Raw genomic sequence first — 12,329 nt, 5'->3', positions numbered from 1 at the left:
CCGGCGATGCGCCCCCCACCCCGGACGCGCTCCCGGCGGCGCCGGTCGGACCGACGCCCTCGGACAGCAGGATCGACAGCAGGGCCTTCTGGGCATGCAGCCGGTTCTCGGCCTGGTCGAACACGACCGAACGGGGTCCGTCGATCACCGACGCGGTGATCTCGAGCTCCCGATGTGCGGGCAGGCAGTGCATGACGATCACGTCAGGCGAAGCGGCCTCGACGGCCTTCTCGTCGAGCCGGTACGGCTGGAACACCAACGCGCGGCTGTCCGACTCACCCTCCTGACCCATCGACGCCCACACGTCGGTGTAAAGCACGTCCGCCCCGGCGGCGGCCTCCAGCGCGTCGTGCATCACCAGCGCCTCCCCCCCGGTCACCATGCCGATCTCATTGGCGTGCCGCAGCACCTGCTCGAACGGTTCATAGCCGGGCGGCGAGGCCACGTGCACCCGCATGCCTGCCAACGCGCCGGCGAGCAGCAGCGAGTGCGCGACGTTGTTGCCGTCGCCCAGGTAGGTCAGGGTCAGCCCGGCCAGGCGGCCCCGCCGCTCCCGGATCGTCTGCAGGTCGGCCAAGGCCTGGCAGGGATGGGCGTGGTCGGACAGCGCATTGATCACCGGAACGGTGGCCGCCGCCGCCAGCCGCTCCAACCGCTCCTGCGCGAAGGTACGCACGACGATCGCGTCGACGTACCGGCTCAGCACCGCGGCGGTGTCCTCGATGGTCTCGCCCCGGCCGAGCTGCGTGCTCACCGCGTCGATCACCACCGGGTGGCCGCCGAGCTCGGCGACGCCCACGTCGAACGACAGTCGGGTGCGTGTCGACGGCTTCTCGAACAGCAGCGCCACCGAGCGCCCGGCGAGCGGACGCTCCGTCAGCCGGGTAACGCGGCGGCGTGCCTTGAGCCCGTCGGCGAGGTCGAGCAGGGCGGTCTGCTCCGCGGGGGTCAGGTCGGTGTCGAGAAGGAAGTGTCGGACCGTCATGCGCTGACCCTAGAGCCCGGGGCTGACGCGGACTGCGCCGACCGAACCCGGGCGGCGAGCGCGTCGCCGACGATACCGGGCAGGGCCGCGACGAAGGCGTCCGCCTCGGCGGCGGTGAGGATCAGCGGCGGGGCGAGCCGGATGGCGTCAGGGGCGACGGCGTTCACCAGGTAACCGGCTTCGCGGGCGGCCTTCTCCACCGCCGGCGCGAATGGGCCGTCGAGCTCGATCGCCCGCCACAGCCCCCGTCCCCGGACCCCGGCCACGCCGGGCACGCCCGCCGCCTGGATCGCCGCGGCCAGCCGCTCCCCGAGCCGCGACGCGTGTTCAAGCAGGCCCTCGGCGGCGATCGTGTCGAGCACCGCGAGCGCCGCCGCGCAGACGATCGGGCCGCCACCGAAGGTGCTGCCGTGATCCCCCGGGCGCAACAGCGTCCCCGCCGCGCCGATGCCGACGCAGGCGCCGACGGGCAGGCCACCGCCGAGTCCCTTGGCCAGGGTGATCACGTCGGGCAGCACGCCCTCGGCCTGGTGGGCGAACCACAAGCCGGTCCGGCCGATGCCGCTCTGCACCTCGTCCAGGACCAGCAGCGCGCCAGCGGAGTCGCAGACAGCCCGCGCGGCGGCGAGGTAGCCGGCCGGCGGCGGCACGACACCGCCTTCGCCGAGGGTTGGTTCCAGGAACACCGCCGCGGTCGCCTCGCTGACGGCGGCGCGCAGGGCCGCGCCGTCTCCATACGGCACGAACCGGACGCCGGGCAGCAGCGGCTCGAACGGTGCCCGCTTGGCCGGCTGACCGGTGATGGACAGCGCGCCCAGGGTCCGGCCGTGGAACGAGCCCTCGGTGGCGATGATCTCCGAACGGCCGGTCCGGCGGGCGATCTTGATTGCTGCCTCGTTGGCCTCCGCCCCCGAGTTGCAGAAGAAGACTTTCGCCCCCTCGGGCGGAAGCCCGGGGCTCGGCGCGCCGACCCGCAGCAGCTCGACGAGCCGTTCGGCCAGCAGCACCTGAGGCTCATTGGCGTAGAGGTTCGACACGTGACCGAGAGCGCCGAGCTGGCCGACGACGGCGTCCCGGACCGCCGGGTGGCAGTGACCGAGCACGCTGACGGCTATCCCGCCGACCAGGTCGAGATATTCGCGGCCGTCATGGTCCCACACCCGGCTGCCGGCCCCCCGAGCCAGGGAGATCGCGGGTCGGCCGTAGGTCGCCATCACGACGGCGTCCCGGCGGGCGATCAGATCGGCGTTCACGGCGTTCTCAGCGTTCACGGCGTTCACGGCGTTCCTCCGGTCGGTTCGCCGGCCGGAACGATCCCGGCCGGGCGCGCGGCGGGCGCAGGGGGCGTACCTGGCTCAGGCAAGGTGCCCGGCTCAGGCGAGGTGCCTGGCTCGGCCATGATCAAAGTGCCGATGCCGTCGTCGGTGAAGATCTCCAGGAGCACCGCATGCGGCACCCGTCCGTCGAGCACGTGCGCCTGTGGAACACCGCCACGCACCGCCCGCCGGCAGGCCTCCATCTTGGGGATCATGCCGGCGGTGAGCGAGGGGAGGAGCCGTTCGAGCTCGGTGATGCTCAGCTCACTGATCACCTCGTCGCTCGCCGGCCAGTCCGCGTAGAGGCCCTCGACGTCGGTCAGGACGACGAGCTTCGTGGCCCCGAGCGCGACGGCGAGTTCGGCGGCGGCGATGTCGGCGTTGACGTTGTAGACCCCGCCGTCGACGCCGCGGGCAACCGACGCGACCACCGGCACCTTCCCGGAGCCGAGCAGGGCGTTGATCATCTCCGGTCGGACCTCGACGATGTCGCCGACCAGGCCGACGTCGACCTCCCGGCCGTCGACGATCGCCGGGCGGCGCCGCGCGGTGAAGAGGTTGGCGTCCTCACCGGACAGCCCGACGGCGAACGGGCCATGGTCGTTGACGAGCCCCACGACGTCCCGATTGACCTGGCCGAGCAGGACCATCCGCACGACGTCCATGGTCTCCGGGGTGGTGACCCGCAGGCCGCCGACGAACGTCGAGGGGACACCGAGGCGTTCCAGATACGCGGTGATCTGCGGACCGCCGCCGTGCACGACGACCACCCGCAGCCCCGAGTGGCGCAGGAACACGACGTCAGCGGCGAAGGCCTCGCGCAGCGCCGGCTCCGTCATCGCGTTGCCGCCGTATTTGACGACGATGGTCGCGCCCTGGAACCGCGACAGCCACGGGAGCGCCTCGATGAGGACCTGGGTCTTCGCGAGCGCCGCGTGGCCCCGGGCGGTGGCGGCCGGGCCCCGCCCGGTGCCCCCGCCCGGGGCGGCGTCGCCGGTGCCATCGGCGCCTGCGGTGCCGCCGTGCCCACCGTTCGAAGGCGGCAGTATCCGGGTCGGGACGTTCATGTCGAGTACGCCGAGTTCTCGTAGACGTACCCGTCGGTCAGGTCGTTCGTCCAGACGGTGACCTCGGCGTCGCCGGCGTGCAGATCGACGCCGATGCGCACCTCACGGCCGGACAGGTCGACGAGGTCACGGTCCTCGCCGGGGGCCCCGGCCCAGCAGACCTGCACCTCGTTGATGGACACGTCCAGCGCGTCGGGCTCGAAAACGGCCTTCGTGGTGCCGATCGCGGCGAGCACCCGTCCCCAGTTCGGGTCCTTGCCGTACAGAGCGCACTTGAGCAGGTTGTTGCGGGCGACGGCCCGGCCGACCTCCAGCCCGTCGTCCTCGGTCGCGGCTCCGGTCACGGTGATGGCGATGGTCTTCGTCGAACCCTCGGCATCGCCGAGCATCTGCTGGGCAAGGTCAACGCACACCTCGGTGACCAGCCCCGCCAGCTCCGCCTCGGGCAGGCTGACCCCGGCGGCACCCGAGGCCAGCAGCAGCACGGTGTCGTTGGTGGACAGGCAGCCGTCGGAATCGACCCGCTCGAAGCTGACCCGCGAGGACGCCCGGATCACCCGATCGAGGGTGGCGGCATCCGCGACGGCGTCGGTGGTGACCACCACGAGCATCGTCGCGAGCGACGGCGCCAGCATCGCCGCGCCTTTGCCCATCCCGCCGATGGTGACACCCGGGGTCGTCGACGAGGTGCGGACCGCGGCCTTCGCGACGGTGTCGGTGGTGCGGATCGCCTCCGCCGCCGCGGCGCCGGCGGCGGCGGTATCGGTGAGGTCCGCCACCGCCTTGGTGGCGCCGGCGAGCAGGTTGTCCATGGGCAGGCGGACGCCGATGAGACCGGTCGAGCAGACCGCGACGTCGCCGGCACCGATACCGAGCGCCCCGGCGACGTGCTCAGCCGTGGCGTGGGTGTCGGCGAATCCGGCCGGACCGGTGCAGGCGTTCGCCCCGCCGGAGTTGAGGATGACGGCGCGCAGTCGGCCGTCGGCGAGGGCTTGGCGACTCCAGAGCACCGGAGCCGCCTGGACCCGGTTGGCGGTGAAGATCCCGGCGGCGGCGTCGGACAGCCCGTCGTTGACGACGAGCGCCACGTCCGGACGGCCGGACGGCTTCAACCCGGCCGTCACTCCGGCGGCGCGGAAGCCCCGTGGGGCGGTGACGCTCAACTCAACCCTCTCCTGTCCCCTGTCCGCGTTGCTGGTCGATGTTGCTGGTCGATGTTGCTGGTCGATGGTCCCGCGTCCTTACCGGCCTGCCAGCCTGCCGAGCCGGAAACGGTCAGGGGGCGATGCCCTGAGCGGTCAGCCCGGCGGTCTCGGGCAGGCCGAGCATCAGGTTGGCGCACTGCAGCGCCTGGCCAGCCGCGCCCTTGCCGAGGTTGTCGATCGCGGTGACGACGATCGCCCGGCCGGTCTCCGGGTCGAAGGTCCCCTGCACATGAACGGCGTTCCCGCCGAGCGTCGCCGCGGTGTGCGGCCAGCGCCCCGGCGGCAGCACCCGGACGAACGGCTCCCCCGCGTAGGCGGACCGCAGCGCCTCGTACACGGCGTCCGCGTCGGTGCCCGGGATGGCCCGGCCGGTACTGGTCGCGAGGATGCCGCGGGGAAGCGGGGCGAGCACCGGGGTGAAGGACACCGTCACGGTCGTACCGGCGGCCCGGGAGAGGGTCTGCGTGATCTCGGGCCGGTGCTGGTGGGTGCCCACCTTGTAGGCGGTCAGGTCACCCATCACCTCGCTGCCGAGCAGGTTCACCGTGGCCGAGCGCCCCGCGCCGGACGTGCCGCTCGCCGCGACGACGACCAGGTCGGCGGGCTCCACGAGACCGCCGGCCAGCAGCGGCACGAGTCCGAGAGAGGTCGCCGTGGGATAGCAGCCCGGGACCGCCACCCGCCGGCTCGCGGCGATCTCCGCCCGCGCCCAGGGGAGTTCGGGCAGGCCGTAGGCCCAGGTCCCGGCGTGCTCCCCCCCGTAGGCGCGCCGCCACGCCTCCGGGTCGACGAGCCGATGATCGGCACCCAGATCGACGACCCGTACGGTGTCGGGCAGGGTGGCGGCCACCGCGGCCGACTGACCGTGCGGCAGTGCCAGGAAAACGATGTCCGCGTCAGTCCCGGCCAGCGCGGCCGCGTCCGTGAACACCCGGCCCTCCAGGTCGGGCAGGTGAGGATGCACGTCCGTCACCGGCCGGCCGGCGGACGCGTTCGCGGCCAGCGCACCAATCTTGATCTCGGGATGGGCGAGGAGCAGGCGCAGCAGCTCTCCGCCGCCGTACCCGCTCGCCCCCGCAACTGCTGCCGTCACACCCATGATTGCAATTTTATACACGCCAACTCATCGTCATGCAATGAGGCTGGCGTAACCCGCCTCGGCCTCAGGCGCGCAGGGACGCGCCGGTGAGCTCCGCCGCCCGGGCGACCGCCGCGTCCCGCACCGCGTTCGCCTCGGCGGCCGTCAGCGTCCGGTCCCCGGCGCGCAGCCGCAGGCCGAAGGCCAGCGAGCGCTGACCGACCCCGACCTGGGCGCCCTCGAAGACGTCGAAGAGGGTCAGGGACTCCAGCAGGTCACCGGCTCCGGCCCGCAGTGCCGCCGTCACGTCGGCGACCGGCACCTCGATCGGCACGACGAGCGCCACATCCCGGTCGGCGGGCGGATAGGTGGAGATCGTCGGCGCGATCATCGGCGGCGCCGCCGACGCGACCTCGATCAGGGCGTCGAGGTCCAGTTCCATCGCGCCGGCCCGGGGCGGGAGCCCGGCGGCGCCGAGCACCCGGGGATGCAGCTCACCCGCGTGGCCCACGACCCGACCGTCGATCGAGAGCTCCGCGAGGCGGCCCGGGTGCCAGGGCATGACATTGCCGGCCCTGACCGTCAGGGTGACGCCCACCGCCTCGGCGACCACGTGCGCGGCGTCCACCGCGTCCGCCCAGTTCGCGTCCCGGGCCGGCGTGGACCAGCCACCTGGCTCACTGCGCCCGGTGAGGAGCACGGCGACGTGGCGGGGCTGGCCGGGCAGGGTCGAGTCCAGAGCGGCGATCTCCGCGGCGGAGGGCCGACGATCCACCGGCGGGGTGACGACGCCCGTCGGGATCCGTTCGCGTTCACGGAACACCAGGCCGCTCTCGAACAGGGCAAGATCGCGCTGCCCCCGGCCGATGTTGCGCACGGCCGCCGCGATCAGTCCGGGTAGCAGGGTCGTCCGCAGGTAGCCGGCATCCTCGGCGATCGGGTTCGCGATCCGGACCGCCGCGCGCCGCGGGTCGACCGCAGCCAGGCTGAGCGCGTCGGCGGCGTCCTCGGGCACGAACGGCAGGGTGAGCACCTCGGCGAACCCCGCGTAGGCCAGTGCCCGGCCCACTGCGCGGTGCATCCGCTGCGCGGCGGTGAGCCCGCGCCCCGCGGGCAGCGACGGCAGGGTCACCGGGATGGTGTCGTACCTCTCCAGCCGCATGATCTCCTCGACGAGATCGGCAGGCCGGGTCAGGTCGGGACGCCAGGACGGCGGCGTCACGATCAGGACACCGGGCAGGCCCCCGGTCGCCGGCCCGTCGGCCACTGCGCAGCCGACGTCGCCGAGCCGGCGCCGCACCACCTCGGCGGGGTAGGGCCGGCCGGCGAGGCGTTCCGGTTCCGTCAGCGGCAGAGTCACCGGCGCCAGGCCAGGGCGGTGGTCCAGGTCGGTCACGCCGGGCTCGGGACGGGCGGCGGCGAGCTCGACGAGCAGGTCGACGGCCAGCGCCGCGGCGACCGGCGCGAGCGCCGGGTCAACGCCGCGTTCGAAACGCCGCGACGCCTCCGAGGACAGCCGGTGCCGGCGGGCGGTGCGGGCCACCGTGATCGGGTCGAAGTGCGCCGCCTCGAGGACGATGTCGGTGGTCGTCGCGGACACCTCCGTGCTGGCCCCGCCCATCACCCCGGCGAGCGCGATCGGACCGGTGTCGTCGGCGATGACCAGATCCTCGGGGTCGAGAGTGCGGTCGACCCCGTCGAGGGTGCGCAGCGTTTCTCCGGCGACGGCCCGGCGCACGATGATCGCGCCGGTCAGCTTCGCCCGGTCGAAGGCGTGCAACGGCTGGCCGAGGCCCAGCAGCACAGCGTTGGTGACGTCAACCGGCACCGAGATCGACCGCATCCCGGACAGCGACAGCCGCCGCTGCCACCCCGGCGGGGTGGTGGCCCGCGAGTCGACCCCGGTCACCACCCGGGCGACGTAGCGGTCACACGCCGCGGTGTCCTCGACGACGACCGGATAGGCCTCCCCGGCGGGCCCCGGGCCGGCGGCCAGGTCCGCCGGCCCGCCCGGGTCCGTGAACGGCAGCGCGAAGGCGATCGCCGCCTCCCGGGCGATCCCCCGCACCGACAGGCCGTAGCCCCGGTCTGGGGTGACCGCGATGTCGAGCACCTCGTCGGCGAGATCGAGCAGCTCGGCGACGTCGGCGCCGATCGGCGCCCGCGGCGCGAGCACCAGGATGCCGTCGGACTCCTCGCCAAGGCCCAGTTCCCGGGCCGAGCAGATCATCCCCTCGCTGACATGGCCGTAGGTCCTCCGCGCGGTGATCTCGAACCCGCCGGGCAGCACGGCGCCGGGCAGCGCGACCGCCACCCGGTCACCGACGACGAAGTTGTGCGCCCCGCAGATGACGCCGCGCACGCCCTCGCCCTCGGATCCGGCATCCCCGGATCCGGCGCTCTCGGCGACCCGGACCTGGCACCAGCGGACGGCCTTCTTCTTCGTCTCGACGATCTCGAAGTCGACGATCTCCCCGACGACCACGCCGGAGAACTCGCCCCCGGCGCTGCGCAGTCCCTCGACCTCGAAACCGGCCCGGATCAACGCGTCGGCGACGGCCCGCGTGGGCGGCAGCCCCGCCACATACTCCCGCAGCCAGGACATCACGATCAGCATGGGTCAGTCCTCGATTCCGAACGGCAGGCTGAACCGGACGTCACCGTCGACGAAATCGCGGATCTCCCGGATGCCATGGCGGACCATCGCGGCCCGTTCCAGCCCCATCCCGAACGCGAAACCGCTGTACCGGGTCGGATCGACCCCCGCGGCCCGCAGGACGTGCGGGTCGACCATGCCGCAGCCGCCGGCCTCGATCCAGCCCTCGTCCGAGCAGACCCGACAGGGCTGGCGGGCCGCCTCCCCGCGGCAGGCGAAGCACTGCACGTCCAGTTCCGCGGACGGCTCGGTGAACGGGAAGAACGACGGGCGCAGCCGCGTCGACAGGCCCGCCCCGAACAACGCCTGGGCGAAGACCTCCAGGGTGCCACGCAGGTCCGCCATGGTGATGCCCCTGTCCACGGCCAGACCTTCGAGCTGGCCGAAGACCGGCGAGTGCGTCGCATCGATGGTGTCGTTGCGGTATGTCCGCCCCGGGCACACGACGTACACGGGCAGCGGGCGGTTCAGCAGGGAGCGGATCTGCACCGGGGAGGTGTGGGTACGCAGCACCCGGCCCGCACCGGTCGGCGCGACGTAGAGCGTGTCGTGCTCGCTGCGGGCCGGGTGATCGGGCGCCATGTTCAGGGCCTCGAAGTTGAACCAGTCGTGTTCGACCTCGGGTCCCTCGGCGACCTCGTAGCCCATCGCCACGAACACGTCGGCAAGCCGGTCGGACAGGGCGGTCAGCGGGTGGCGGGCACCACGGCGGCGACGGTCGACGGGCAGGGTCACGTCGACCCGTTCCTCGTGCAGCACCCGGGCGTCGCGCTCGGCGGTGAGTTCGGCCAGCCGGGCGTCGTAGGCGGCCTGTACCGCCGTGCGGGCGGCGTTGTGCCGGCGACCGGCGTCGGCACGCTCCGCACGGGGCAGGGCACCGAGCTCCCGGCGGGCCAGCACCAGCGGTGCGGAGGCGCCCTGGATGTGGGCGGTACGGACGGCTGCCAGCGCGTCGAGGTCGGCGGCGGCGCGGATCGACTCCCGCGCGGCGTCAACGGCCGCGTCGAGCTGATCAGGGTCGAGGGCGTGGACCCGGGACGGGTCGACAGTCTCTCCAGGGGCGGGCACGGTGCTCATCCTCGTCATCGGGTGAAAAGCAGGGCCATCCCGGCGGGAAGCCGGGGTCGTCCGGCCTGCGGCGGAGTTCGTCCGGGCATGGGGTATCCGGTCCTGGGGCGGCGGCGCGCGCCTGGCCGCCCGGGGCGCCCACCGGTCGGTTCGCGGTGCTCGGCGTCAGCCGAACACCGGGCCACCGGCGGGCACGAAAAATCGGAACTCGGCGCCGCCACCCGTGGCCCGGCCGACCGAAATGGTGCCGCCGTGCGCCTCGATCAGTGCCTTGGCAATGTAGAGCCCGAGGCCGGTGCCGTTCCCGCGGCCGGCGCCCCGCCAGAACTTCGTGAACACGCGCGCGGCGTTCGATTCGGACACGCCTTCCCCCTCGTCGGCCACGCTCACCTCCGTGCCGCTGTCCCTGCCACGCAGCAGTACCGTCACAGTACCCGCACCATGCCGCAGGGCGTTGTCGACGAGGTTGTGCAGTACCTGTTCAATCTTGTCCGGATCGACCCACATCTCGGGCAGTTCGCCCTCCTCGCAGATGAAGAACCGGTCGGCGCCCGCCGCACCCGAGGCCACTTTGCCGTCCACCACCGAACGCACCCGGGCGGGCAGGTCGACGATCTGCTTGCGGACCTGAATGCGTCCGGAGTCGATCCGGGAGACGTCCAGCACCTCGGTGAGCAGGCGCGTGACCCGGTCGGCGTCGGTGTTGACCGTGTTCAGCATGAGCTTCTTCTGCTCGTCGGTGAACCGGTCCCACTTGGCGAGCAGCGTCGCGGTGAATCCCTTCACGCTGGTCAGCGGCGAGCGCAGCTCGTGCGCCACGGTCGCGACCAGATCCGCCCGGTTGCGTTCCAGCCGCTCGCGGCTGAGGGTGTCGCGCAGGGACAGCGACACCCTCACCAGCCGACCGGCGACCCGGTTAAACCGCACCGTGACGTGGAAGTCACGGTCGTGGACCGGACCCGCATAGGTCAGGCGCCGCTCCGGCTGCCCGGTGACCCGCGGCAGGTTCCGGCTGGCTGCCGAGCACTCCCACCAGTCGTTGCCCCGCTCGTCCAGCAACGGGAGGACCTCGGTCAGATGCCGGCCGATCGCAGACGGTCCGTCCACCCCGGTGAGCTTCGCCGCCGCCCGGTTGAACACCTCGACGACGCCGACGGCGTCGGTCACGATCACCGAGTCCGGTAGCAGGTCGAAGGCGGCGGCAGGCAGTGGGCCGTCCAGCGCGGCCGACACGGCCGAATCGGGCGCGCAGCCGGGGCCGGGTGGCGGTACCTGCCCGGATGGCGACGCGACAGTGTTCATCACCGTCGACCACCTCCTCCGGTGCCATCAGTACCGGACCTGCCCGTTCTCTGCGCCCGCGCCGACGCGTAAAGGCACAGGACGGACGCAACCGCAAGATTCAGGGACTCGGCCTGACCGTACACCGGTACCCGCAGAACCGCGTCCGCGGCGGTCAGAGTAGCCGAAGCCAGCCCATGTGCCTCGTTACCGAACAGCCACGCCGTCGGCCCGTCGAGCTCACCGGCGGCGACGGCGGTGTCGATGTCGCGATCCGCGGCTCCGGACGTCGCCACGATGCGGCAGCCCCGGGCCCGCAGCCGGTCCAGCACCACGGCCAAGGCTGGTTCCACGATCACCGGGAGGTGAAAGTGGCTGCCGGCCGAGGAGCGCACGCACTTGCCCCCGAAGGGGTCGACACCGCTCCCGGTAAAGACGACGGCGTCCGCTCCGGCCGCGTCCGCGCTGCGGATCACCGTGCCGGCGTTGCCCGGATCGCCCGCGCCGATGCACACCGCGACCAGCCGGGGGACGTGCAGGTCGGCGAGCCGGTGAGCGGGCAGGGCCGCGACCGCGACGAGGCCCTGGGGGGTCACCGTCTCCGACAGCGACGCCACGGCCTCGTCCGTGACGACCCGGACCGGCACCCGGACCGCCCTCAGCAGCTCCTCGTGCCGGGGAGTCGCGGAGACTCCGACGAACACCTCGAGCAGCTCGCCGACGGCCGACGCCGCGCCCACCGCCTGCGCCCCCTCGACCAGGAACCTGCCCTGCTCGCGCCGGGCCGCGGGCCGCTTGAGGCGACGCGCGGCGCCGACCCGCCCGGAGCGCGCTCCGGCGATCACTCCGGGCCCCGGGGAAGGGGCCGTCGACAGCGGAGCGTCGGTCGTGGGGGACACGCGGGAGGCGGGCACGGGCCGACGTCGCGACGGGCTCAGGCGGCGGTGGGCTCCGGCGCCGCCGCCAGCGCGGCCCGTGCCACCTCGACCAGGGCGGTGAACGCGACCGCGTCGTTGACCGCGAGGTCGGCCAGAATCTTGCGGTCGACTTCGACACCGGACAGCTTCAGACCCTGCACGAAGCGGTTGTAGGTCAGGCCGTTCGCCCGCGCCGCCGCGTTGATCCGAGTGATCCATAGCTGCCGGACGTCGCCCTTGCGCGCGCGGCGGTCCCGGTAGGAGTAGGTCATCGAGTGGAGCATCTGCTCCTTGGCCTTGCGGTAGAGCCGCGAGCGCTGGCCCCGGTAGCCGCTGGCCTGCTCGAGGACCGTACGGCGCTTCTTCTGGGCGTTGACCGCCCGCTTCACACGTGCCATGAGGGCACCTGTCTCCTTCGTTCGGGTGCGTCCGGCGGCCCGGGCCGGAGTCGGCCGCCAACGGCGGGCCGACCGCGACCGGCGGGCCCGCCGCAGTCGGGGCCGGAGTCGTCAGCGGGCCGCGGTCAGCGGGCGAGCAGACGCTTGACGCGTCGGTTGTCCGCCTTCGTCAACGGCACCACGCCATCCAGTCTGCGGGTGAGGCGGTTGGTCTTGTGCTCCAGGTAGTGGCGGCGGTTGGCCCGCTGGCGCAGCACCTTGCCGGACCCGGTGACCCGGAACCGCTTGCTCGCACCGCTGTGGGACTTCTGTTTGGGCATGTTGACATCCTGACGGGTTACGTGGGTGGTCGAACAAG

General features: G+C 73.0%; 11 protein-coding genes. All 11 read right to left on the bottom strand.

Annotated features, from left to right (window positions below; all coding sequences use genetic code 11):
* Positions 1-985 (bottom strand): ornithine carbamoyltransferase (gene argF, locus AC08OJ_RS04635; protein WP_476595141.1); only part of this gene is annotated, 985 nt, incomplete at its 3' end.
* A complete protein-coding gene (locus tag AC08OJ_RS04630; protein ID WP_476595142.1) occupies positions 982-2,238 on the bottom strand; it encodes an acetylornithine transaminase in 1,257 nt (418 codons plus the stop codon). The genes AC08OJ_RS04630 and argF, both read right to left, overlap by 4 nt.
* Positions 2,239-2,261: 23 nt before the next feature.
* A complete protein-coding gene (gene argB, locus AC08OJ_RS04625) occupies positions 2,262-3,368 on the bottom strand; it encodes an acetylglutamate kinase (protein WP_476595140.1) in 1,107 nt (368 codons plus the stop codon).
* Positions 3,365-4,531: a bifunctional glutamate N-acetyltransferase/amino-acid acetyltransferase ArgJ gene (gene argJ, locus AC08OJ_RS04620; RefSeq protein ID WP_476595139.1), complete on the bottom strand. Its 1,167-nt coding sequence runs from the start codon at positions 4,529-4,531 to the stop codon at positions 3,365-3,367. The genes argB and argJ overlap by 4 nt, the downstream gene beginning before the upstream one ends.
* Positions 4,532-4,643: 112 nt before the next feature.
* Positions 4,644-5,672, bottom strand: a complete 1,029-nt coding sequence (gene argC, locus AC08OJ_RS04615) for an N-acetyl-gamma-glutamyl-phosphate reductase (protein ID WP_476592983.1) — start codon at positions 5,670-5,672, stop codon at positions 4,644-4,646.
* A gap of 64 nt (positions 5,673-5,736) precedes the next feature.
* Positions 5,737-8,268: a phenylalanine--tRNA ligase subunit beta gene (gene pheT, locus AC08OJ_RS04610; RefSeq protein ID WP_476595138.1), complete on the bottom strand. Its 2,532-nt coding sequence runs from the start codon at positions 8,266-8,268 to the stop codon at positions 5,737-5,739.
* A gap of 3 nt (positions 8,269-8,271) precedes the next feature.
* On the bottom strand, positions 8,272-9,375 hold the full coding sequence (gene pheS, locus AC08OJ_RS04605) for a phenylalanine--tRNA ligase subunit alpha (protein WP_476592988.1): 1,104 nt from the start codon (positions 9,373-9,375) through the stop codon (positions 8,272-8,274).
* 165 nt (positions 9,376-9,540) lie between these two features.
* Positions 9,541-10,677, bottom strand: coding sequence for a sensor histidine kinase (locus tag AC08OJ_RS04600; RefSeq protein WP_476592980.1), 1,137 nt, complete (start codon positions 10,675-10,677; stop codon positions 9,541-9,543).
* Positions 10,677-11,570, bottom strand: a complete 894-nt coding sequence (locus AC08OJ_RS04595) for a TrmH family RNA methyltransferase (RefSeq protein WP_476595137.1) — start codon at positions 11,568-11,570, stop codon at positions 10,677-10,679. Before AC08OJ_RS04595 ends, AC08OJ_RS04600 begins: the two co-directional genes overlap by 1 nt.
* 20 nt (positions 11,571-11,590) lie before the next feature.
* Positions 11,591-11,971: a 50S ribosomal protein L20 gene (rplT, locus tag AC08OJ_RS04590; RefSeq protein WP_476592978.1), complete on the bottom strand. Its 381-nt coding sequence runs from the start codon at positions 11,969-11,971 to the stop codon at positions 11,591-11,593.
* Positions 11,972-12,096: 125 nt separating this feature from the next.
* Positions 12,097-12,291, bottom strand: a complete 195-nt coding sequence (gene rpmI / locus AC08OJ_RS04585; protein WP_476592977.1) for a 50S ribosomal protein L35 — start codon at positions 12,289-12,291, stop codon at positions 12,097-12,099.
* Between the last annotated feature and the right edge of the window lie 38 nt (positions 12,292-12,329).

The organism is Frankia sp. CgKIO3 (genome assembly GCF_977946435.1).
Note: the sequence above shows the minus strand (reverse complement) of the source record. Positions and strands in the feature narration are given on the sequence as shown.